This is a genomic window from Microbulbifer sp. ABF4_143 (genome assembly GCF_056160225.1).
In genome coordinates, this window is the sequence record NZ_JBSWWT010000033.1 from 1 (window position 1) to 23,140 (window position 23,140).

The following is a 23,140-nucleotide window of genomic DNA, read 5'->3' on the forward strand; positions in this document are numbered from 1 at the left end:
ACTCTGCCGTCGCGCCAGGGACGGCGGCACAAAAGCCTATAACCTCTGCGCAGGTAGATGGATCGGTGCCGGAATTTAAGGCCTATCGCGGCCATGGGCCGCTCCTACAGAGAGATCACACCTAGCCGATTACAAATCACGCAAAGATCTACCGACATGGTCCCCAGTGCGTCAGGAAAACGATCGACAGGGCCCGGATCCCGGTCGATGTTTTTTTGCACGTCTACCTCGCGCCGGCATAACTGCTTGATTCGACACGGATATCCCATACTTATACACAGCTCTATCCATGTATTCTGTTGGTAACCCATCAGGGATTGAGGAGATGTTGGCGACCAAGGATGGCTGACAAGTGGCCGCTCAGATCAGGGCGGCCGCAGCCCTTTGCGCTGCGGGCCCTGAGGAACGAGAGCGTCGGGTTTGTGCTGAATCAGGGAAGAACCAGGACGTCAGTATTCGCCTTGGAGAGTATGCGCTCTGCGGTATTGCCGAGCAGAAAGCCAGTGACGCCTTTGCGCACGCCACGCCCGACCAGCATCAGGCTAGCCTTGTTGCGGTCGACTATGCGGTTGACCTCTCGCGCCGGCTTGCCAGTTACAAGGTGCAACTTGCTGCAGCTTACACCGCTGTCGTCGATCAGTGTTTCCAGGTGTTCGCGCAGAGCTTGCAGCCTGTCGGAAAGGTCTGCGGGCTTCTCCTCCAAACCGAGCTCCGCCAGCAGTCCGGGGAGGGGCAGGCTGGCGACTACTTCCAGCTTGGCTCCCAATTTTTTCGCGAGGCTGTCGCCGGCAGCAAGTACTTTGCGATTGAGCGTTTGGTGCAGAGGGTTGCTCTGTTCCGGGTCCACGGCGGCCACCAGGCGGTCGCGCTTGATCCAGGGGGTATTGACCGCTAACCAGAGAGGCACAGGGGAGCGCTCGATCAGCTGCCAGTCTATGGAGCCATAGCCGGCGGAGCCGAATTGTTTCTGCGCTGTCTTGATCACCAGGTCGTAGGATTCCGTTTGCAGGGTTTCGAGCGTCCAGCTGGCAATACTGTGGTGCCAAACCACCTTTGACTCGGTGTGAGGCGGGAGCTGGAACTGGTCGCGCAGTTCGTTCAGCCAGTTTTCGCGGCTCCGTATCAGTTCCGCAGTCAGATCCTCGTGTACGTGGTGAATACCCGGGGTGGCCAGCAGGGGTTCGTATACAAAACTGACAAGGTGCAGGCGCACTTCGGCGTCGGTCGCGAGCCGCAGTGCTCGCTGCAGGGCGATCTGTTCGTGCTTGGGTTTGTCGAGAACAACCAGGATTTTTTTCATGCGATTTTCCATACCGTCCCTTCCATCTATTGAGGCCATGCTACCAATATACCCCTACATTGGATTGACTTGCATCAAGTGGCGTATGGCGCTCGGAGCACGCTTCAGTCAGCCTGAACAAGCCCCGAGGGCCGCCGTGCACGATTTCCGGTTGTAGTGGGAGAGGACGGTTCTCCGACGGGGCCTGTGCCCCCGGCGGAAAACCAATAGATAAGCGGTGTGGCGGGGAAAATAGCCGCTCGCGTCGAAATGCTTCGCGCGAGCGGCCGGAGGCAGGGGCGGGCCGTCAGCCGGCCGCCCTGGCGGAGCGGGTTGTGTCGCCGCGCCCCCTGATGAGCCAGATGGCGGCGATCAGTATCGCCACCTGTACGCCGATGCCCTGCCACGTAGAGTAGATACCCAGCCAGTCAAAGCTGAAGGAAACCGGCAGCGGGGTAATGCCGATCAGCGCGGCTTCCTGCAGCGCCGCGATGGCCTTGCCCGCGAGTACGAAGGAGAGGGCGAGCAGCACGAAGGTGGTCGCCGAGAAGAATTTGCCGATAGGCAGGCGTGCGGAGTAGCGCACCAGTGCCCAGCCGACGACCGCCAGCAGTGCGGCGCCGGCGGCGATACCGCCCCAGAGTGCGCCGTACCGCCCCTCGCTGGTCTGGGTGAGCAGGGACTGGTAGAACAGGATTGTCTCAAAAATCTCCCGGTACACGGCGATAAATGCCAGGCCGGCAATACCCCACAGCGTGCCCGCGGTCAGGCTGCGGTCGATGCTGTCCTGAATATATTTTTGCCACTCCTGTGCCTGGGTTTTGCTGTGCATCCAGAAGCCCACATAGAAGAGCACGGCCGCGGCCAGCAGGGCGGCCACGCCTTCCATCACTTCGCGGCTGGCGCCGCTGATGGAAATCACATTCTGTGCCAGCGCCCAGGTGGCGAAACCGGCGGCGAAGGCGCCGATCCAGCCTAAGTGCACATACTTCAATGCATCGCGGCGCTGGGTCTTCACCAGTATCGTGGTCAGCGCGATAACGACCAGCAGGGCTTCCAGGCCCTCGCGCAGCAGGATGATCAGGCTGGCGAAAAAGAGTGCGGCGCTGGACAGATTGGATTCCTGCAGCAGCGCCTGCGCTTCCGCGAGGCGCTCGAGCACGGCGTTTACCTGCCGTTCCACCTGTTGCGGGTCGCTGTCTGCATTCAGCTGCGCGCGCAGGTTGAGCAGGTCGGTTTCGATGGCGCGGCGCAGGTCCGCATCGCGGGAGTCCAGTGCGTTTTCCGCCAGCTCGAAACCGTCCAGATAGGCGCTGACGGCGAGTGTGCGCGCGCTGTTGTAGTCGCCCTGCCGATAGGCGGACAGCGCCTTCTGCAGCTGGCTGCGCGCCGTGTCCATGGGGTTTTCGGCCGCGCCGTTTTGCTCCGCAAACAGCGGCGACGGATCTGCGCGCAGTGCGGCCACGGCTTCGGCGGGAATTTGCGGGCGGTCGTTACGCAGTACCTGGGGGCTGTACATCACCAGATCCCGCAGGCTCAGCCGGCTGTCGGATTCTTCGCTATCCCCGCCGGCGAACGCGAGGCCGCCGACATAGAAGGCCAGCGACCAGCGCTGTTGCTCATCGAGGCCGCTGAAAGCGGTCATCGCGGTGCCGTCGATACCGTTGCTGATCGCATCATAGAGCCCCAGCAAAGAACGGTTTTCCGCGCGTTCGCGCTCGTGGAAGTTGGTGGGCGGCGGTTCGAGTTGTGCGGCCAGCGGGCCGTCGCCCATGCCGCCGACACCGTGACAGGCGACGCACTGGGCCTGGTAGAGGGCCTCGGTTTCCTCGCGGCTGAGCAGAGACTGCGGCAGTGAAAGCGCCGGTGCGACCGAGAGGAGTCCCCGGCGCAACTTCGCGGTGTGTGCCTGCACTTCTGCGAGATCCGCCTTGCGCTGAATGGCCGTTTGCAGTGCCTGCGCCGCCTGGCGAATCTGCGCCGCCTCGGGGGCATCGGGCAGTTTCTGCCCGCGATCGACCAGCAGCCGCGCGAACTCCTCCATCTCCGCAAATTCGTCGTCGTTGATGATCTCGCCGTTCTCCACCGCTTCCGGGTAGTCCACACCGATGTATTCGGCCATCTGCATCAATTGGCGCAGCTCCTGCTCGCTGAGGCCGGGCTCCTCGGCCATTGCCGGAGTCAGGGAGATAAACAGCAGCGCCACAAACAGCTGGGCCAGTTTCTGGGGAATGCGCATGGGGTGTCCTTTTGGTTGACGCAAAGGTATTGGCGATTCGGCGTCCAATATTATTGATAATTATTCTCATAATAAAGCCCGCGCCGCCCGCGATAAGGCTTGAAATTTAAATTGTGCACAATACAATTGTGGGCAACTTAATTGAGTGGCCCGGGAGGAGTCCATGAGCGAGCTCTATTCGATAGAGGTACAGACCGCCGATGGCGGCACCACATCCCTGGAGGCGTTTCGGGGCAAGGTGCTGCTGATCGTCAATACCGCCAGCAAGTGTGGCTTTACCCCGCAGTACAAGGGGCTGGAGGCGCTGTACAACAAGTTCCGGGAGCGGGGGCTGGTGGTGCTGGGTTTCCCCTGCAACCAGTTTGGCAAACAGGAGCCGGGCAGCGACGACGAGATACAGCAGTTCTGCGAGCTCAACTACGGCGTCAGCTTTCCTGTCTACGCCAAGCTGGAGGTGAACGGCCCGAACGCCCACCCGCTGTTCGAGGCGCTCAAGAAGCAGGCGCCGGGCATACTCGGCACCGAGGCCATCAAGTGGAACTTCACCAAGTTTCTGGTGAACCGCGACGGTCAGGTCGTGAAGCGCTTTGCGCCCAAGGACAAACCGGAGTCCCTGGAAGCGGAAATCGAAAAACTGCTGTGAGAGCCGAGGCGTGATGGCCATCTGTGACGATCGGGGGGCGCTGGCGCTCAACCGCCAGCTGTGTTTCGCCCTCTACGCCGCGTCCCGCGCCATGACGCGGGCCTACCAGCCGATGCTGCAGGATCTGGGAATTACCTATCCGCAGTACCTGGTGCTGCTGGTGCTGTGGGAGTGGGACCGGCAGCGGGAAAGCGGGGAAGATATCGATACCAGCGTCGGCGCCCTGGGCCGCCGCCTGATGTTGGACTCGGGTACGCTGACGCCGCTGCTGAAGCGCATGGAACAGCGCGGGCTGGTTGAGCGCTGCCGCGCGGCAACGGACGAGCGGGTGACCCGGGTGGCGATCACCGACGCCGGGCGCGAACTCAAGCCCCGCGCCCGGGCCTGGGTCGAGCAGCGACTCGATGCCGCCTCGGTACCGCCGGGTGAGGTGGAGCAGCTGCGCCGCCAGCTGTGGCAGCTGTTGCAGAAGCTGGGGGCTGCCGACTGATCCGCGCGAGCGAAAACAGGGGTGCCCAGGACTTTCATCCTAATTTTCGACTCGGGATTCGCCCATATTAGGATGAGTGTTGACCGTTTTCGCGGCGCGGGGGCATAATGCGCAAAACCGACCTCCCAGCGCCGAAACCGCCATGCACACTGTTCGCTTCAATTCCTGGCACCTCTACCGCGCATTAGCTTTCTCGCTGCGACTGCCGCGCTGCGGCAGATAATTTTATTTCCACACTTTCCGGCAGAATTCCACACTGTATTTTTTGGGCGCGTAGACAGCGGCACTGGCGCTGTTTAGCCTCGGGCCAAATAAGGAGAAAAGCCCAAAATGAGCACTAAAAAAGATAAATTAGTCATTTTTGATACGACTTTGCGCGACGGCGAGCAGAGCCCCGGCGCCTCCATGACCAAGGACGAGAAGATCCGCATAGCGCGTATGCTGGAGCGGATGCGCGTCGACGTGATCGAGGCCGGCTTCGCCATCGCCAGTCCCGGCGACTTCGAGGCGGTGCAGGCGGTGGCCGAGACGGTCAAGGATTCCCGCGTGTGCAGCCTGGCCCGCGCGGTGGGCCCGGATATCATCCGCGCCGGCGAGGCGCTGAAGAAGGCCAACGCCTCGCGCATCCACACCTTTATCGCCACCTCGCCGATCCATATGAAGTACAAGCTGCAGATGGAGCCGGAAGACGTGCTGCGCCAGGCGGTGGAGGCGGTGAAGACGGCGCGCCAGTTTACCGACGACGTGGAGTTCTCCCTCGAGGACGGCAGCCGCTCAGAGCCGGAATTCATGTACCGCATTATCGAGGCGGTTATCGATGCCGGCGCCGGCACTATCAATATCCCCGACACCGTCGGCTACGGCGAGCCGGGCGAGTACGGGGCCATGTTCCGGCGTGTGATCGAGAATGTGCCCAACTCCGACAAGGCCATCTTCTCCACCCACTGCCACAACGACCTGGGTCTGGCGGTGGCCAACTCCCTGTCCGCGGTGATGAACGGTGTGCGCCAGGTGGAGTGCACCATCAACGGCCTCGGCGAGCGCGCCGGCAACGCGTCGCTGGAGGAAATCGTGATGGCGGTGCGCACCCGCCAGGATCTGTACCCGGTGGAAACCGGCATAGATACCACCCATATAGTGCCCACCTCGCGCATGGTGTCCTCCATTACCGGCTTCCCGGTGCAGCCGAACAAGGCCATCGTTGGCGCCAACGCCTTCGCGCACGAGTCCGGCATCCACCAGGACGGCGTGCTCAAGCACCGCGAGACCTACGAGATCATGCGCGCCCAGGATGTGGGCTGGGGCCACAACCGCCTGGTGCTGGGCAAGCACTCCGGCCGCGCCGCGGTCAGGGCGCGCTACGAGGAGCTGGGTATCCACTTCGAGGATGCCGGCGAGTTCCAGCTGATCTTCGAGCGCTTCAAGGAGCTGGCGGACAAGAAGCACGAAATTTTCGACGAAGACCTGCAGTCCCTGGTCACCGGCAGCGAGGCGCCGGTGGCGCACTTCCAGCTGGAAGACCTGGAGGTGCGCAGCAAACTCGGCAGTCTGCCGCAGGCGCAGCTGCGCCTGCTGATCGACGGCGAGTCCCACCGCACCGAGGCCTACGGCAGCGGTCCGGTGGACGCCACCTTCAAGGCCATCGAGGCCATCGCCGACAGCAACGCGGAGCTGAAGCTCTACTCGGTCAACGCCGTCACCCAGGGCACCGACTCCCAGGGCACTGTGACTGTGCGCCTGGAACGCGACGGCCGCCTGGTCAACGGTGTCGGCGCGGATACCGATATCCTCGTCGCCTCGGCACAGGCCTACCTGGATGCGTTAAACTTGCTCGCCACCGGTGAGAGCAAGAGAAAAGGCGTTTAAGTGAACGAACTGCAGCGGGCCGAATATCTGTCGGCCATGGGCGTGGCCAGCTATGTGCCGCGCTTTGTACTGCCGCTGGCGCCGCCGCCGCGCCAGGCCGAATTGCCGCCGGCGGAAGAAGCCGCGCAGCCGGCGGTGACGCCGCTGCAGCAGGTGCGCGAGGCGGCCAAAAATCCGCTGCCGCAATCCCCGGCGCAGATGCGCGTCGTCCCGGCGGAGGCGAGTCCGGAGCCCGGCGCCGCGGAGGCGCGGGTGCTGCGCGATATCGGAGCCATTACTGAACAGGCCAGGGTTGGCGCCGATACCCGCGCCGCGCCCGCGGTCCAGGTGGCGCCGCCGCAGCAACGGGTGCAGCCGTTTGTACTCAGCTGTTGGTGGCTCGGTGGCGAACTGCTGGCCGTGGACAGCCGCGAACCGGGCAGCGCGCTGCCGGTGGAGGCGCTGTTCAACAATATCGCCCGCGCCCTCGGTTGGCACCAGCTGCCGCGGGAGCAGGAGCGGCTGCGCTGGCCGCTGGCGGAAAACCGCTTCGGCCCCGCGGCAGACGCCTCCGAGGCGCGCGATACCTGCACCAGCTGGCTGGAGGCGGCCTGTGCGCGCCACCCGGTGAAGTCCATCTGGCTGATGGGGCGGCAGGCCCGGGATTTCTGCGCGCCGGTGCCCCTCGACAGCCCGGTCAACGACTGGCACGGGGTTCGCGTGATCGCGATGCCGAGCCTGACGCTGCTGCTGCAGCAGCCGGAGCGCAAGCGCGCCCTGTGGCAGCTGCTGCGCGAGACCTATCCCGAGCAGACGCGGATTCAATGACCTTTCCCCCCGCCGGCGCCCGCCTGGTTGCCGCCAGCGAGGCCGACTGCGCCGCCCTGGCGGCACTGGCGCGCCGCGCCCACGATCACCCCTGGAGCCAGCGGCAGTACCGGGACAGCCTGGAGGCCGGGCACCAGTGCTGGCTGCTGCTGTCGGCAGACGGGGTGCCCATCGCCTGCTGCGTGATGTCCCGGCTGTTGGACGAGGCGGAAATTCTCGATATCGCCGTGGATCCGGCCTGGCGCCGGCGCGGCATCGCCGCGGCGCTGCTGCGACATCTGCTGGCGCGGCTGCCGGATAGCGTCGCGAGGGTGCTGCTGGAAGTGCGCGCTTCCAATCGCGCCGCGCTGTCCCTCTACCGCGGATTGGGTTTCCGCGAAGACGGGCTGCGCAGGAACTACTATCCGGCGGCGGGCGGGGCGCGCGAAGACGCGCTGTTGATGAGTCTGTCTCGCGAGCGCCGGTAACGGCGCCCACCTGAAACCGCCACCGGTGGCGGCGCGGCTGATAGAATATTGCCAAAGCTTTCTTTATCTGTGTCGCGCAGCGCCCTAGGGAACCTCTGAATAATTCCGCAATGCCTCTGCGGGACCTGAAGGCTGCAGCTGTTAGGCGCAGCTCGCCGCGAATGGCCCAGCCCTTTGCAAGAGCTGCAACGCCGCAGATGCGGCCTTCAGGCCCCGCCCTGCGGGGCTTGCAGAGCGATTCACACTCTGCGTTGCGGCTTCTTGAAAGGTCTAGACATTCCTGCGAAGCCGCGCCTTGATTGTGAACCGCTCTGCAAGCCAGAGGTATTGCGGAATTATTCAGAGGTTCCCCAGGTACCCCGCAAAGAGTTTTTCATGACGTTATCCAACAAGAGTCCCTCCCTGCTCGAAGGCTCAGTGGCCGGCCACCTGCAGCGCCTGGCGCTGCCGATGGTGTGGGGTATTCTCGCCTCCATGTCCTTCAATGTGGTGGACACCTACTTCGTCGCGCAGCTGGGCAGTGGACCGCTGGCGGCGATGAGTTTCACCTTTCCGGTGGTGATGGTCATCAACAGCTTCGCCATCGGTCTCGGCGCCGGCACCTCGTCTGCGGTGGCGCGGGCCTACGGTGCCGGCGATCTGGCGCGGGTGCGGCGGTTGGTTACCGACGCTTCCCTGCTGGCGCTGCTGGTGGCGCTCGCGATCACCGCGGCCGGCCTCGCCACCGTGGGGCCGCTGTTCAAGCTGCTCGGCGCCCCGGCGGAACTGTTGCCGCTGATCGCCGATTACATGGTGCCCTGGTATCTGGGGGCGGTGTTTGCGGTGGTGCCGATGGTGGCCCTGTCGTCGCTGCGCGCGATCGGCAACAGCGCCCTGACCGGGCGCATCATGGTGGCGGTGGCCCTGTTCAACCTGGTGCTGGATCCGCTGCTGATCTTCGGTCTGCTCGGCTTTCCGCGCCTGGAGCTGCAGGGCGCGGCCCTGTCCACGGTCATCGCGCGCGGTATCAGTTTTTTTGCCGCGCTCTATTTTCTGGTGCGGCGCGAGCAGCTGATGGCGGCGCCGCAGTGGCGGCTCGCTTCGCTGCTGGACTCCTGGCGCCGGGTTTTGGCGGTCGGGCTGCCGGCGGTTGCCACCAATGTGATTATCCCGATGGCCGGCGGTGTCGTCGTCGCGCTGGTGGCGGCCCACGGGGCCAACGCGGTGGCCGGCCTGGGGGTGGCGATGCGCATAGAGCCGATGGCACTGATTGTCTTCTACGCGCTGTCTTCGGTGGTGGGCCCCTTTATGGGCCAGAACCTCGGTGCGGGTAAAACGGCGCGTATGCGCGAGACGGTCGGCGTATTGGCGCGCTTCTGTATCGGCTGCGGTATGGCGCTGGCGCTGCTGCTGTACGTCGCCGGCCCGCCGCTGGCGCGGCTGTTCAGCAACTCGCCGGAGGTGCTGGCGGTGGCCGTGGCCTACCTGACCCTGGTGCCCTTCAGCTACGCCGGTTACGGCTTCGTGATGTCCGCCAATGCGGCCTTCAACGGCATCGGCAGGCCGCTGCCCGCCACACTGATTTCCTTCCTGCGCGTGCTGGGGCTCTACCTGCCGCTGGCCTGGCTCGGCAACCGCCTGTGGGGCATCACCGGGCTGTTCGCGGCCACCGCCGCGGCCAACCTGTTGCTCGGCGCGCTGGCCTGGTGGTGGTTGCGGCGCGATATCGACAGCCGTGCCCGCGCGGAGCGGGGCGCGGTACACTTGTCGGCCCGATAACCGCCCCTGCACGCAACGGAGCACGCCCATGCGCCGATTCGCCCTACTCGTTTCCGCCGCCCTCTTCGCGCTGGTGGCGCTGTGCGCCGGCGCCGCCGACAACCCCTTCGACCGCCACCCGATCCACTTTGCCGAGATCGACGGCGTCTCCATCGCCTACCAGGATATGGGGCCGCGGGACGGCGAGCCGGTGCTGCTGGTGATGGGGCTGGGCGCACAGATGCTGCACTGGGGCGATACGCTGGTGCAGGGGCTGATCGACAGCGGCTATCGCGTGCTGCTGCTGGACAACCGGGACGCCGGCCTGTCGCAGAAGTTCTACGACCTGTCCGCGCCGCCGGTGTGGTGGATGCTGGTGAAGCAGAAACTCGGCCTCGGGGCCGAGCCGCCCTACAGGCTGCGGGATATGGCCGCGGACGCGGTGGGTCTGCTGGACCATCTGCGGATAGAGCGCGCCAATGTCGTCGGCGCGTCGATGGGCGGCATGATCGCGCAGCTGCTGGCGGCGGAATATCCCGAGCGGGTCATCAGCCTGACGTCGATCATGTCCAGCTCCGGCGCGCCGGGACTGCCGGAGGCGAAACCCGAGGCCGTAGAGGCGCTGGCGATGGCGGCCAGAGGGGCCGAGACACGCGCGCAGCGCATCGAGATTGGGGTGCAGATAGCCCGCGCGCTCGGTTCGCCCGTGTATTTCGACGAGGCCAGCGCGCGGGACCTGGTGCGGCGGGTGGCCAACCGCGGCAGCTATGCCCCGGGTATGCTGCGCCAGTTGCAGGCGATTATGGCCGACGGCGACCGCTCGCCGCGCCTGGCGGAGATCTCGGCGCCGACTTTGGTCGTGCACGGTGAGGTGGACCCGCTGGTGCCCATCGCCCACGGACGCGACACCGCGGAGAAGATTCCCGGGGCGCATTTTGTCGCGATCCCGGGTATGGCCCACGCGCTGGAGCCGAAGGTGAGTGAACTGGTGCTGGAGCAGCTGCTGCCGTTTCTGCAGTCGCAGCGGCAGCTTGCGACCAACTGAGCTGGCTCCTACAAAAAACGACGTTAAATGGCTTCGGTGGCCGCCTGCAGCCAGGTCTGGGTCTTCTCGTTCACCAGCGGCATCAGCGTCTCCCGCACCCGGCGGTGATAGCCGTTCAGCCAGTCTTTTTCCCGCTCCGTCAGCAGATCCGCATCGATCAGTGCCCGGTCGATCGGCGCCAGCGTCAGCTCCTCGAATTCGAGGAAACCGTGGTGCTCGGCTGACTCCTTGACGAAGATCAGGTTCTCGATGCGGATACCGTAGTGGCCGGTCAGGTAAAAGCCCGGCTCGTTGGACAGGATCATGCCCGGCTGCAGGGCCACGCCTGTGGCCGCCTTGCCGATCCGCTGCGGCCCCTCGTGCACGCTGAGGAAGCTGCCGACGCCGTGGCCGGTGCCGTGGGCGTAGTCGAGGCCCGCGTCCCACAGCGACTTGCGCGCGAAGGCGTCTATCTGCTCGCCGCAGGTGCCCTTGGGGAAGCGCAGCGTGGCGATGGCGATATGGCCCTTGAGCACGCGGGTGAAGTGTTCCCTCGCCAGCGGCGGGACTTCCCCCAGCGCCAGGGTGCGGGTCACGTCGGTGGTGCCGTCCGGATACTGGCCGCCGGAGTCGATCAGGTAGAGGCCCTCGGGTTTGATCGGCAGACTGGATTCGCGGCTGACGCGGTAGTGCACTATGGCGCCGTTCGGCCCATAGCCGGAGATGGCGTCGAAGCTGTCGTCCCGAAAACCCTCGCGCTGCTCGCGCTTGGACCTGAGCAGCTGCACCGCTTCCAGTTCTCCGAAACTGTTATCGGCGTCGCCGGCGGCCACCGCGTCCGGCAGTTCGGCCAGGAATTCGCACAGGGCGGCGCCATCCCGCTCGTGGGCGGCGCGGCTGCCTGCCAGCTCCACCGCATTCTTGCGCGCCTTGGCCTCGGTGATCGGATCGCGCTCCAGCAGCAGTTCGATATCCAGCGCGCGCAGCTGCTGCAGCGTCCAGCAGTTGGTGATCTGCGGGTCCACCCACACCCTGGCCACATGGTGGCGCCTGGCGGCGGCGAAGAGTTCGCGCTTGTCGTTGACGATGGCCACTTCGCTGTTCAGGTGCTCGAGCAGCGCCTCGCTGACCGCCTCCTCGGCCAGGTACAGGGTCGCGCTGCCGTCGCGGTAGAGCAGGGCGCTGGCCAGGGCCACCGGCAGATGCGGCACGTCGCTGCCGCGGATATTGAACAGCCAGGCGCAGACTTCGGGATTGGGCAGCCACAGGGCGTCGGCGCGCTTGTCCGCGAGCAGTTCGGCGATGCGCCGGCGCTTGTCCGCCGAGTGCTCGCCGGTAAAGGTGTGCGGGTGGGGGCGCGCCGGGCCGCAGGGGGGGGCGGGCCTGTCGCTCCAGATGGCATCGATCGGGTTCTGCTCCAGCGGGCGCAGGGTGATATCGCGTTCGCCGAGGCGCTTCTGCAGCGGCGCCAGGCCCGGCTCGGTGTGCAGGCGCGGGTCGTAGCCCAGGGTCTCGCCGGCCTTCAGCTGGTCGCAGAGCCAGTCGGCGACGACGCCGATATCCAGGTTTTCCCGGTCGATCGGCTGGTCGCCCAGCTCCTGCTGCGCCTGCAATGTGTAGCGGCCGTCCACGAACAGCGCCGCGTGCTCGGCGCCGACCACCGCCATGCCGGCGGAGCCGGTAAAGCCGGTGAGCCAGGCCAGGCGCTCGTCGGAGGCGGGCACATACTCGTTCTGGTACTCGTCCCCGCGCGGCACCAGGAAGGCCTGCACCCCCTGCCGCGCCAGCTCGTCCCGCAGTGCCTGCAATCTTTCCCGGCTCATGGTTCGCCTCTCCTTTGATCTCGCCAATACGGGGCCGTATCCTACCCAAATCCTCAGCCTGTGTACCTCTGTACCTCTGTATCTGCGTCGCACTCCCAGTTGCCGTCCCTGGCGCGGTGCCAGTGCCTTCGATCCCGCCCCGGCCCCGCCGTCCCCGACGGGTCGCTGAATCGCGCACAGCGCAATGCGCTGTCAGCGCGCGATTCAGCCCTGCCGGTGTGTATAATGCGCGCCTTGTTTTTCCGCTGAATGCCGAGTTACCGAATCTTAGATTATGGGCCAGAGTTCTACCCAGGCGGGCTATGCCGGCCGCCGCACCTTCGCGATCATTTCCCACCCGGACGCCGGTAAGACCACGGTGACCGAAAAACTGCTGCTGTTCGGGAATGCGATCCAGCTGGCCGGCTCGGTCAAGGGCAAGAAGGGCCCCCACGCGCGCTCCGACTGGATGACGATGGAGCAGGAGCGGGGTATCTCGGTGACCTCCTCGGTGATGCAGTTCCCCTACAAGGGCCGCACGGTCAACCTGCTCGACACCCCCGGCCACGAGGACTTCTCCGAGGACACCTACCGGGTGCTGACCGCGGTGGACTCCGCGCTGATGGTGATCGACGGCGCCAAGGGTGTCGAGGACCGCACCATCAAACTGATGAACGTCTGCCGCCTGCGCACCACGCCGATACTGTCGTTTATCAACAAGCTGGACCGGGATATCCGCGACCCGATCGAGGTGATGGACGAGATCGAGGAGGTGCTGAATATCCAGGCGGCGCCGATCAACTGGCCGCTGGGCTCCGGCAAGAACTTCAAGGGCGTCTACAACCTCTACACGGACACGATTCACGTTTACCAGCAGGGCCAGGGCCACAGGATTCCCGACGATATTCAGATCGTGGGGCTGGATTCCGCCGAGGCGGACGAACTGCTGGGCGAGTACGCCGACGATATCCGCGAGGAGATCGAGCTGGTGCGCGGCGCCACCCATGAGTTCGACCTGGAGGCCTACAAGGTCGGCCAGCTGACGCCGGTGTTCTTCGGCACCGCGCTCGGCAATTTCGGCGTGCGCGAGATGCTAGACGGCTTCGTCGAGTGGGCGCCGGGCCCGCAGCCGCGCGAGACCAACGAGCGCACCGTCGAGCCGAGTGAGGACAAGTTCACCGGCTTCGTGTTCAAGATACAGGCGAACATGGACCCGAAGCACCGCGACCGCATCGCCTTTATGCGCGTCTGCTCCGGCACCTACAGCCGCGGCATGAAGATGAAGCACGTGCGCATTGGCAAGGACGTGAAGATCGCCGATGCGGTGACCTTTATGGCCGGCGACCGCACCCATGTGGAAGAGGCCATTGCCGGCGATATTATCGGCCTGCACAATCACGGCACCATCCAGATTGGCGACACCTTTACCGAGGGCGAGAGCCTGAAGTTCACCGGCATCCCCAACTTCGCGCCGGAGCTCTTCCGCCGCATCCGCCTGAAGGACCCGCTGAAACTGAAGCAGCTGCAGAAGGGCCTGCAGCAGTTGTCGGAAGAGGGGTCCACCCAGGTGTTCTTCCCGCTGGACAACAACGACATCATCGTCGGCGCCGTGGGGGTGCTGCAGTTCGAGGTGGTGGCCTTCCGCCTGAAGGACGAGTACAAGGTGGAGGCCATTTACGAGAACGTGAATGTGAACACCGCGCGCTGGGTGGACAGCGAAAACGCCAAGGAGCTGGAAAACTTTAAGCGCAAGGCCAGCGCCAACCTGGCTCTCGACGGCAGCGGCCACCTGACCTATCTGGCGCCGACGCGGGTCAACCTGCAGCTGGCGGAGGAGCGCTATCCGGAGATCCGCTTCTACGCCACCCGCGAACACTAATTACATGGTTCGAGCGCTCTGCGCGTAGTGCGGAGGGCCTGCTGCCGGGAACGTCCGGATTGAGTGGTAATCTTGAGAGAAAAAAACAACGTGAGTATTCCAAAAAATCTTCCCGAAGAAATGCCGCGTATCGGCAACCGCTTTACCCAGGGCCTGGGCCTGCTGATCGTCAAGATGCTCGGCTGGCGCCTCGAGGGCGAGTTTCCGCGGGAGAAGAAGGTGATGGTGGCGCTGGCCCCGCACACGTCCAACTGGGACTTCGTCGTCGCCATGCCGTTTATTCTGGCGCTGCGGGTCAAGATCTCCTGGCTGATGAAAAAAGAGGCCTTCTTCTTCCCGTTCAAGCGCCTGTTTATGTGGCTCGGCGGCATCCCCACCGACCGCTCCGCGCCCGGCGGTATGGCCAAGCAGGTGGCCAGCCAGTTCCGCGAGAATGAAAAAATGTGGGTGGGCATCACGCCGGAGGGCACGCGCAAGAAGGTAACCAAGTGGAAGAACGGCTTCCTGCGCATCGCCTACGCCGCCAAGGTGCCGATTCTGATCGTGGCCTGGGACTTCCCCAACAAGCGCATCCGCGTCGATTCCCTCTACCGCCCCACCGGCGACCTGGAGGCCGATATGCGCGAGGTGCAGCGCCGCTTCAGCAAGTACCAGGGCTGCAACCCGGAGAAGCAGACGGACTTTGTTGAAGAGAGCACCGAGGACAAACAGGAACAATAGTGGCCAAGAAACAGTGGAGCAGCTAACCGGCGATCTCTCCCTTGTCACCTGCCTGATACTGATCGCGGTGGCCTTCACCGCGGGTTTCATCAGCGCCATCGCCGGCGGCGGTGGCATCATCACCCTGCCGGCGCTGCTCTGGGCCGGCGTGCCGCCGCTGGATGCGCTGGGCACCAACAAATTCCAGAGCGTCTTCGGCACCCTGTCTTCGGCGATCAACTTCTTCCAGAAGGGGCACCTGGACCTGCGCCCGCTGTGGCCGGGGCTGCTGGCCGCGATCACAGGTTCCGCGCTCGGCACCTGGAGCGTGACCCAGCTCGGCGGCGAACAGCTGCAGACACTGTTGCCGATACTGCTGATCGCGATAGCGCTCTACTTCATGTTCTCCCCGCGCGTCTCCGATTTGGATGCGCAGCCGCGCATGAGCAATGGCCTGTTCAACCTGCTGGTCGGCGGCGCTATCGGTTTTTACGGCGGCTTCTTCGGGCCCGGCATGGGCTCTATCTACGCCCTGGCCTTCGCCGCGCTGCTCGGTTACAACATGCGCCGGGCCACGGCCCACACCAAGCCGCTGGTACTGGCCACCAACGCCACCTCGATGTTTATTTTTATGGCCGGCGGCCACCTGCTGCTGGGGCTCGCGATCGGCATGTCCGCCGCGCAGTTTGTCGGCGCGCGGCTGGGCTCCAATCTGGTTATCTCCCGCGGCGCGGGGCTGATAAAGCCGGTCATTATTCTCGCCACCATCGCCGTCGCGATAAAACTGCTGCTGGAGGGGTGAAATTGTGACCCTGCTGATTACCCTGCTCCTTTCCTTTTGCATCTTCGCCCTGATAATCTGGGGGCTGATGCATATGCGCACGCCGCGTTTCCGCATGGACCGCAAGGCCTTCCTCAAGGGGCTGGAGGGTGTCATCTCCGGCCAGGCCGACGACAACGAGTGGCGGGTGCTTACCGGCTACCCGGCGCGCCACGACCCGCAGCTGGAGGCGCTGCGCCTCGAGTGCCTGGCGATAGAGGAAGAGGAGTACACCGGCGGCTCCCCCTACCTGTTTACCGAGGCCGGCATAGAGCGGCTGCGCCAGGTGCGCCGCCGGTTGCTGGCCGCGGACGCAAAAAAAGAAATCGACAAATAATCCAACGAGTTTTATTGAAGGATAAGACCATGTTCAGACCACTGTTGACCCTGACCGGCGGGCTGGTTGCGGCCCTGGCCGTCACCGCGCTTCAGGCCAAGCCGCTGTCCCGGGAAGATATCTCCGTCGCGGAAGTGCTGCGCGACCGCGCGCTGGAATCCTCCGATGCCTACAGCATCGTCGAATCCCTGACCGTGGAAGTGGGCCCCCGCCGCGCCGGTACCGAGGGCGACCGCCGCGCGGTGGCCTGGGCGCAGCAGAAGATGAAAGATCTCGGCTTCGACCGCGTCTATACGGAACAGATAGACGTGCAGCGCTGGCATCGCGGCCACGCCCACGCGGAAGTGGTGTCTCCCTTCCCGCAGCCGCTGGTGGTGACCTCCCTCGGCTACGGCGCCGCTACCCCGGAGGGCGGCCTGACCGCGGAAATAGTCCCGTTCGCCGATGTTGAGGCGCTGATGAAGGCGCCGGCGCGCAAAGTCAAAGGCAAGATCGCCTTTATCAACAAGCGTATGGAGCGCGCCCGCACCGGCGAGGGCTACGGCCCCGCAGTGCAGGGCCGCAGCAAGGGCATGCGCGCCGCCGCGGAGAAAGGCGCAGCTGCGCTCTTGCTGCGCTCCGTGGGCACCGACTCCGACCGCTTCGCCCACACCGGCATGATGTCCATCGACGGCGTCGAGAACCCGGTGCCCGCCCTGGCCCTGTCCGCCCCGGATGCCAACCTGCTGGAAGCCATGCTCAAGCGCGGCAAGCCGGTACAGGTCAAACTGGATGTGCACAACGAGCACCTCGGCAACGGCCCCTCATTCAACGTGATCGGTGAAATTACCGGGCGTGAAAAACCGGAAGAGGTGATGATTATCGGCGCCCACCTGGACTCCTGGGACGAGGGCACAGGTGCCCTGGATGACGGCGCCGGCGTGGCCATAGTGCTGGAAACCGCGCGCCTGATCGCCGAACTGCCGAGCCGCCCGCGCCGCACCCTGCGCGTAGTCCTGTTCGGTGCCGAGGAAATCGGCCTGGTTGGCGCCAAGCAGTATCTGGAAGCCCACCGCAGCGAACTGGACAATATCATCGCCGTATCCGAATCCGACTTCGGCGCCGGCAAAATCTGGCGCTTCGACACCCGCTTGCCGGAGAGCAAGTTCGATATCGCCGACCAGATGATGCAGCTGCTGGCGCCGCTCGGCATAGAGCGTGGCCACAACAAATCCAGCGGCGGCCCCGACAGCAGCGTCTTCGTCGCTCAGGGCGTGCCCGCCTTCGGCCTCTACCAGGACGGCACCGACTATTTCGACTACCACCACACGCCCAACGATACCCTGGACAAGGTGGACCCGGAAAACCTGAAACAGAATGTCGCGGCCTGGGTGGTGATGTCCTTCCTGACCGTGGAGATGGAAGGGGACCTGGGGCGGGTGCCGACCGAGCACTGAGACTTCGAGCCCCTGGTCGGCCGAATCCGGCCAACGTTTCTCGATCAAAGCCCCGTCATTTGCACGGGGTTTTTTATGCGCGACGCCCAGGGCAACCGGGATCAGAAGCCAGCGGCTCTTGAACAATGGAAAATGCTGGCTAAGTCATTGATTTTTAAAGAATGGGAGATGTGTTCAAGAGCCTGCATCAACCCCTGTTATGTGAGCCTTGAGCAAATATAACTCGGCGCTTCAGATGGCGATTGGTGTGTAACTGTTTGATTTAAAAGTGGTTTTGGCTTGCTGGTGCGGATGGCTTTCGAGATATAGGGCGAAGATGATATAAAGCCATAGGCTTCTGAATAAAACTGTTATAGATACGAATCAATAAGACCTTGGGGGAAAAATGAAAGTAAGAATAAAGACTTTTGATGTTGCTATGGAGCTTAAGAAGAATGGCCTTGAGCTAGAGATAAAAAGCCCAGATGGCAGCACTCATCATGGCGACTGTTTCGTATCAATGAAGGGGATTACATGGTGTCAGGGGCGCAAGATGAAAAAGAATGGAACGCCCATAAATTGGAACCAGCTGATGGAAATCTGCCAGTCAAAAGAAAGCCTAAAAGCCGCATTAAAGGCCGCGAAGGAAGTCAATGCGGAGTAAATCTATAACAATGCCAGGCAGGAACGCCCAGCCCCTTCGGGGCTCGGCTGGACGGCCTACGCAGCGCGCTTCGCACGCTAAACGCTACGGCCGCCCCTGCTGGCGGCGTTATATGCCCTCGAGGATCTGAGCACTGCTGAAACAAGTTTTGATGTCAATATTTATGTTGATTTCTAGCGCAACGATTGCTTGTGATGATCTTCATATACCTACAAGAATTGAGATTCTCGGGCAGAATAAAGTGCCAACTAAAGAGAATCCGATCATCTTGCGAGTGATAGCGCCTAAAGAATATCAAGGCTGGGAGCTTTCTGGCGGCGCGTACGTAAAGGGTGAAAGTCAAATACCATTTGCTAGTTTTACAGATAAAGATCCAAAGGTAGAAATTTTCGAACTTTTTGGCACATCAGAAATATTTTCCGGTAGCAAACTAGCTTTAACTTACACACCTAAGCCAAGGCTGGATGAAAGTGGTGAGGTCTTATACAGTTTGTGTGGCCACATTGAAGAGGTGGAGTGGGGCATATAACCAGGCCAGGCAGTACGCTCCGGCGCTGCGCGCCTCCGCCGGACGGCCTACACAACGCGCTTCGCGCTAAAAACGTTACGGCCGCCGCTGCTGGCGGCGTTAAGCACAAGAGAAAATATGTACGACCTTGATGGAAAATTGCTCTTAGAGCTAAAAAGAAGAATAGTTGAGGACTTCACCCACAGCGATTGGGAGGAGCTAGGCTTACTGACAAATTGTAATGATCTGATTGATGGCCATGACAGGCTGAAAAGAAGCTTGTATTTCGGGGATGAGGATTACACAGGAAATGTAATTACGGTTCTCAAGCAAATGGCGCATCGGGACCCGGGAATTCTTAATATTGTTGAGGATTACCTGAACGAAAGGTACCCAGATGCCACCGCAACCTATATATCAGCAAAGCCGTCTGAAAGAAAAATCACATTCGCACCAACTGTTTTCGATATTCCTTCTGGAAATCTAGAAGAAGACTTAATAGCGGTAATGATGCCTTTTTCGGCCGGGTTTTCTCCGGTCTATGAGGCCATAAAGAAAGCATGTGGTGTATCTGGCTTCCGGTGCTTGAGAGCTGATGATATTTGGGAGGAAAGCACGATCATGCAAGATATTTTCAGCCTTATCTATCGCGCTAAATCTGTAGTGGTTGATTTTTCTGGCAAGAATCCGAATGTTATGTATGAAACTGGCATTGCACATACTTTAGGGAAAGTTGTCATTCCGATAACTCAAAACGTTTCAGATATTCCTTCTGATATGGGCCATCATAGAGCACTATGCTACCACCATAACAATGAAGGTTTGGCTGACCTGGCTAATAAACTAGCGGCGAAACTCCGGAGCGTCCGTGCTTAACAAACAGCGGCAGGGCGACAGCCAACGCTACGCACCTTTTGTGTTACTCGCTGGCGCTCAAACATTAACACAAAATGCGCTCCGCGCTGGCTGCGCCTGCGCTGGGCGTTAGGAGCCCTCGCCGGTGATTCCCGAAGAGTTAATGCATAAATCCAGTGAGATGGATTTGAAAGCAGAAGAGATAGTTGAGTATTGCTCAAGAAATCAGATGAGCTATGCGGATTTTTGTAATGAAATCTTGGTCGACCTGGCTCGTATATACCTTTCCGGAAAAGTTGATTACTCGTATGCGGATGGCGTTGCAAACAACATTTACGATTTCATGATGAGCGACCATTATCTCAATGAGAATAGCAATACTTTGCTAGATCCAGCGTACTCAATTTACTTGGCGTTTGATGCCGGTGAGTACTACCGAAAGGATGATGACAGGAGCATAGAGCCGCACATCAAGTACACCAATCCCAAGCTGAAGGCGATTTTAGGTGGCATTGAAAGCTCCTAACCAAGCGCTGCACCGGACAGTCAACGCTATGCACCTTTGTGCTGGTCGCTGCGCTCCCATTTTTGCACAAAGGTGCATAGCGTTGACTGCCGGTGAGCGCGGCGTTACAACTACCAATAAGGAAAACTCATGTTAAGAAAGACTCCTATGTTCATGTTCCTCGTAGCCCCAGCTATTGCTACAGCGAGCGTATTAGAAACACTGAAAGATACACCGGCAAGTAAATACGAGGTGGGTAAACTCCAGCTGGAACTTGGTGCGCTAATGCTAACTGATAAATTGGGTGGTGAGCGTGTAAGAGGTTCAGACTTCGACATAAAAAAATTTAGCGTCGATGAAAAATCGAATGGCTTAAGATTTATTATGTCTTTTGTTGGCGACACAAAAAGTCTAACTGCGCAACAGTGTGAGAGTTTTCATAAAACCTATTCCGCAAATTTTTCTCCTGTAAAAATGATGCATGATCTTTGGCCTGAGTTGTCTGCAGAAGAGTATCAGCAGCTAGAGCAAGAACTGAAGTTCAGTGTAGAGCTAATTTCCGAAGACAATGATTCCATTAAAATTGAGTGCTAGCAAAGTTGTAACAAGGCCGGGCAATTCGCTCCGGGCCTGCGGCCCTCCGCGGGACAGCTTACCTTGCGCACGTTTAGCGCGGGTCGCTGCGCTCCCATTTTCGCGCAAAACGCGCACAAGGTAAGCTGCCCCTGCCGGCGGCGTTAAGTTTCGATCAGTCATATGAAGAAATATATTCTGACAATTTTTGTTCTGGCTGCTACATCTTTAGCGCATGGGTCCCTCCCGCCACCTTGCGGCTGGGAAATCATGAATATTCATGAAAAGAATCCTGGGCTAGAGGGGTTTGCAATTCAGCAATACCCAGATTGGGATAAGGATAAAAAGGTTTATAGAGACGGCCATCCCTATATTGTCTTCTTCAAGTTTAAGAGCGGTATGGATCACATCGTTTTCTATTCTGCTTCCGGTCAAGTAATGGGCGGTGAATGGACAAAACTACCTGATAGCCATTGGGAAGAGTATAAATTACGGGGTGTTGCTGACCTTTATCATGAGTGCCGAGGCCATCATTCATTGGGCGCGGCGAGTAAAACTTAACAAGCAGCGGCAGAGCGACAGCCAACGCTACGCACCTTTTGTGTTACTCGCTGACGCTCAAACATTAACACAAAAGCTGCTCCGCGCTGGCTGCGCCTGCGCTGGGCGTTAACTGCAGGTAGAGCATGAGTGATTTTCGCTACCGACTTAGGGAAACTGTTCACCAACTCGCCATCGGAGAAGGCGATTTGAAAAATAGGCTTATGTTGGCAGTCACCAATCATCTGATTTTTGCCAATGTGCCTGAAGACGAAAATACTCCGATTCACTTCCGGAAAAAGCATCAAGAAATCATAGAAGCACTATCAAAAAAACAGTGGAACGCAAACATTGATGGCGACCGCATCAGGGCAACAATCCATCGCAGTAGGTTTAAAACTGTGGCGGCAGTGGCGGAGAAAATCTGGGAGCTTCATACAGAATATGAGCAGTATTTGGTGTCAGGAACGATCCTGGAATCAAACAGTTAACAAGTGCGTCAACGGGACCGCTTTGTTCCGCTGCGCTCCACAAATCGGCCCGTTACGCCGGCGTTAAATTCAGGGAGGAAGGCCAAACATGGAGAAAGTTGTCACAGGCCTGCTGGTGCTCGTAGGCATCATTCATCTTTTGCCCGTTTCCGGTGTTCTCGGTGTCGAGCGCCTTGCTGCCTTATACGGCCTTTCGCTGGGTGAGCCCAACATTGAAATACTGATGCGTCACCGGGCCATCTTGTTCGGGCTTCTTGGTCTGTTTTTGGTGTATGCAGCGTTCCAGCCATCGCTGCAACTAGTGGCCATCGTCGCAGGTCTTGTCAGCGTTGTGTCCTTCATCGCGATCGCGTGGTCGGTTGGTGGGTACAATGAGGCCGTTGGCAAGGTGGTCATCGCAGACATCATTGCCACCATCGCGCTTATTGCTGCAGGGGCAATCTATTTCCTCACTCGCAACCAAATTTAACAAGTTGTTGTAGTTTGTTCCGGCCTACGGCCTCCACCGGACGGCCTTGACAGGCCGCCGCTAAACAAAAGCGTTAATTGCTAAAACCAAATGAGCACTTGGGAACCGATAGAAAAGAGCCACTTAGAAGGCATCATAGAAGTCTCGGAATACGAGATGAGCTTGGAAGCTAGGCTTGTTTGGGAAAAGATAAAGCTGCCAAAAATGCAGAAATGGCGCCAATCACCTATGGGCGATGAGGGTGGTGGATTTTGGGTGGTCGCCATCTATGGCAACAGATGTTTGTACTACAACGATATTGAAGATGGCTTTAATGAAAGCCCGTTTGAGGAATGGGGTGAAATCGAAGAGTATTGGTGTAATCAAACGGAATTGCACCACTTTATAGCATCAACCTTCGTGCCTCGCAATTAACCAAGCAATGCAGCCGACGTCTTACTTTGTGCACTTTTTGCACGGTCGCTGCGCTCCCATTGTTGTGCAAAAAGCACACAAAGTAAGCCGCGGCTGATTGCGGCGTTAAAAATCGGGCTATGAACACAGGATATCTCTTCAAAACTATTTGGCGCGGCTGGTTTACTAGCGTAAGTATTCTGGCTTTTATAGCTGTTTTACTTGGATACTTTTTTGGCCCAGAGCTAGGGAAACCTCTCATCTTGCTCTTGGCCCTGGTCCCCGTAATAGCCGCGCTCCAAGGGGTGCTTGTGGCAGCATTGGTGTGTGCTGGAGTCAAAATATGGCCGTTGAATTAGCTCAGAAGGTAATAATTTTTAACAAGGCCAGGCTGTACGCTCCGGCGCTGCGCGCCTCCGCGGGACGGCCTACGCTATGCGCTTCGCGCATAAACAGCGCAGGCCGCCCCAGCTGGCAACGTTATTTGCGACGTGAAGTCGTATAAATTTCTGTTACACACTCTGAAAAAAAATAACAGGAGGTTATTTCTCAGAACGATGTAACCCGATGTTCTGCCATCGGTTTCCTACCGGCACATGCGTGGAGAGTAATTTCCGGGTGTGAAGCTGCCGGGACAA

General features: G+C 60.6%; 24 protein-coding genes. 21 read left to right on the forward strand and 3 right to left on the reverse strand.

Translation table 11 applies throughout. From position 1 onward, the window contains the following. Nucleotides 1–430 precede the first annotated feature (430 nt). Complete coding sequence (locus ACXAF3_RS17385) at nt 431–1,300, reverse strand: universal stress protein (protein ID WP_475113559.1); 870 nt, start codon at nt 1,298–1,300, stop codon at nt 431–433. A 286-nt stretch (nt 1,301–1,586) separates the two neighbouring features. Further along, nucleotides 1,587–3,518 (reverse strand): cytochrome c/FTR1 family iron permease, encoded by a 1,932-nt coding sequence (locus tag ACXAF3_RS17390; protein WP_475113560.1) that lies wholly within the window; start codon nt 3,516–3,518, stop codon nt 1,587–1,589. Between the two features lie 163 nt (nt 3,519–3,681). Between ACXAF3_RS17390 and ACXAF3_RS17395 the strand changes: the two genes are divergently transcribed. The 7 genes from ACXAF3_RS17395 (at nt 3,682) to ACXAF3_RS17425 (ending at nt 10,573) form a co-directional block, all read left to right on the forward strand. Further along, nucleotides 3,682–4,161: a glutathione peroxidase gene (locus ACXAF3_RS17395; protein ID WP_475113561.1), complete on the forward strand. Its 480-nt coding sequence runs from the start codon at nt 3,682–3,684 to the stop codon at nt 4,159–4,161. A gap of 13 nt (nt 4,162–4,174) precedes the next feature. Continuing rightward, nucleotides 4,175–4,651: a MarR family winged helix-turn-helix transcriptional regulator gene (locus ACXAF3_RS17400; RefSeq protein ID WP_475113562.1), complete on the forward strand. Its 477-nt coding sequence runs from the start codon at nt 4,175–4,177 to the stop codon at nt 4,649–4,651. 330 nt (nt 4,652–4,981) lie between these two features. Beyond that, nucleotides 4,982–6,517: a 2-isopropylmalate synthase gene (locus tag ACXAF3_RS17405; RefSeq protein ID WP_475113563.1), complete on the forward strand. Its 1,536-nt coding sequence runs from the start codon at nt 4,982–4,984 to the stop codon at nt 6,515–6,517. Further along, complete coding sequence (locus tag ACXAF3_RS17410; RefSeq protein WP_475113564.1) at nt 6,518–7,324, forward strand: hypothetical protein; 807 nt, start codon at nt 6,518–6,520, stop codon at nt 7,322–7,324. Then, nucleotides 7,321–7,791, forward strand: a complete 471-nt coding sequence (rimI, locus tag ACXAF3_RS17415; RefSeq protein WP_475113565.1) for a ribosomal protein S18-alanine N-acetyltransferase — start codon at nt 7,321–7,323, stop codon at nt 7,789–7,791. Before ACXAF3_RS17410 ends, rimI begins: the two co-directional genes overlap by 4 nt. A 375-nt stretch (nt 7,792–8,166) precedes the next feature. Beyond that, on the forward strand, nt 8,167–9,549 hold the full coding sequence (locus ACXAF3_RS17420; RefSeq protein WP_475113566.1) for an MATE family efflux transporter: 1,383 nt from the start codon (nt 8,167–8,169) through the stop codon (nt 9,547–9,549). Between the two features lie 28 nt (nt 9,550–9,577). Continuing rightward, nucleotides 9,578–10,573 carry an alpha/beta fold hydrolase gene (locus ACXAF3_RS17425; RefSeq protein ID WP_475113567.1) on the forward strand — a complete coding sequence of 332 codons (996 nt, stop codon included), beginning with the start codon at nt 9,578–9,580 and terminating at the stop codon, nt 10,571–10,573. A gap of 23 nt (nt 10,574–10,596) precedes the next feature. On the opposite strand, the gene ACXAF3_RS17430 is transcribed toward ACXAF3_RS17425, so the two are convergent. Then, on the reverse strand, nt 10,597–12,375 hold the full coding sequence (locus tag ACXAF3_RS17430) for an aminopeptidase P family protein (RefSeq protein WP_475113568.1): 1,779 nt from the start codon (nt 12,373–12,375) through the stop codon (nt 10,597–10,599). 274 nt (nt 12,376–12,649) lie between these two features. Here ACXAF3_RS17430 and ACXAF3_RS17435 point away from each other — a divergent pair, with 274 nt between their 5' ends. From ACXAF3_RS17435 to ACXAF3_RS17500, 14 genes are all read left to right on the forward strand, one after another. After that, nucleotides 12,650–14,233: a peptide chain release factor 3 gene (locus ACXAF3_RS17435; protein WP_475113569.1), complete on the forward strand. Its 1,584-nt coding sequence runs from the start codon at nt 12,650–12,652 to the stop codon at nt 14,231–14,233. Between the two features lie 90 nt (nt 14,234–14,323). Continuing rightward, nucleotides 14,324–14,953 (forward strand): lysophospholipid acyltransferase family protein, encoded by a 630-nt coding sequence (locus ACXAF3_RS17440; protein ID WP_475113570.1) that lies wholly within the window; start codon nt 14,324–14,326, stop codon nt 14,951–14,953. A gap of 13 nt (nt 14,954–14,966) precedes the next feature. Further along, nucleotides 14,967–15,734, forward strand: coding sequence for a TSUP family transporter (locus tag ACXAF3_RS17445; RefSeq protein ID WP_475113571.1), 768 nt, complete (start codon nt 14,967–14,969; stop codon nt 15,732–15,734). A 4-nt stretch (nt 15,735–15,738) separates the two neighbouring features. Further along, nucleotides 15,739–16,089, forward strand: a complete 351-nt coding sequence (locus ACXAF3_RS17450) for a hypothetical protein (protein WP_475113572.1) — start codon at nt 15,739–15,741, stop codon at nt 16,087–16,089. 29 nt (nt 16,090–16,118) lie between these two features. Next, the gene (locus tag ACXAF3_RS17455) at nt 16,119–17,525 is read left to right on the forward strand and encodes a M20/M25/M40 family metallo-hydrolase (RefSeq protein ID WP_475113573.1); all 1,407 of its coding nucleotides are present in this window, start codon (nt 16,119–16,121) and stop codon (nt 17,523–17,525) included. A gap of 385 nt (nt 17,526–17,910) precedes the next feature. Continuing rightward, entirely contained in the window at nt 17,911–18,168 is a 258-nt protein-coding gene (locus ACXAF3_RS17460; protein ID WP_475113574.1) for a hypothetical protein, read from the forward strand. Between the two features lie 151 nt (nt 18,169–18,319). Continuing rightward, nucleotides 18,320–18,697 carry a hypothetical protein gene (locus tag ACXAF3_RS17465; RefSeq protein WP_475113575.1) on the forward strand — a complete coding sequence of 126 codons (378 nt, stop codon included), beginning with the start codon at nt 18,320–18,322 and terminating at the stop codon, nt 18,695–18,697. Nucleotides 18,698–18,814: 117 nt separating this feature from the next. Further along, the gene (locus ACXAF3_RS17470) at nt 18,815–19,552 is read left to right on the forward strand and encodes a hypothetical protein (RefSeq protein ID WP_475113576.1); all 738 of its coding nucleotides are present in this window, start codon (nt 18,815–18,817) and stop codon (nt 19,550–19,552) included. A gap of 124 nt (nt 19,553–19,676) precedes the next feature. Then, on the forward strand, nt 19,677–20,057 hold the full coding sequence (locus ACXAF3_RS17475; protein ID WP_475113577.1) for a hypothetical protein: 381 nt from the start codon (nt 19,677–19,679) through the stop codon (nt 20,055–20,057). Nucleotides 20,058–20,186: 129 nt separating this feature from the next. Then, nucleotides 20,187–20,630: a hypothetical protein gene (locus tag ACXAF3_RS17480; RefSeq protein ID WP_475113578.1), complete on the forward strand. Its 444-nt coding sequence runs from the start codon at nt 20,187–20,189 to the stop codon at nt 20,628–20,630. Nucleotides 20,631–20,792: 162 nt separating this feature from the next. Then, nucleotides 20,793–21,170, forward strand: coding sequence for a hypothetical protein (locus ACXAF3_RS17485; RefSeq protein WP_156035308.1), 378 nt, complete (start codon nt 20,793–20,795; stop codon nt 21,168–21,170). 125 nt (nt 21,171–21,295) lie between these two features. Further along, nucleotides 21,296–21,640 (forward strand): hypothetical protein, encoded by a 345-nt coding sequence (locus ACXAF3_RS17490; protein WP_475113579.1) that lies wholly within the window; start codon nt 21,296–21,298, stop codon nt 21,638–21,640. A gap of 88 nt (nt 21,641–21,728) precedes the next feature. Further along, nucleotides 21,729–22,109 (forward strand): hypothetical protein, encoded by a 381-nt coding sequence (locus ACXAF3_RS17495; RefSeq protein ID WP_475113580.1) that lies wholly within the window; start codon nt 21,729–21,731, stop codon nt 22,107–22,109. Nucleotides 22,110–22,199: 90 nt separating this feature from the next. Continuing rightward, on the forward strand, nt 22,200–22,523 hold the full coding sequence (locus ACXAF3_RS17500; RefSeq protein WP_475113581.1) for a hypothetical protein: 324 nt from the start codon (nt 22,200–22,202) through the stop codon (nt 22,521–22,523). Nucleotides 22,524–23,140 lie beyond the last annotated feature (617 nt).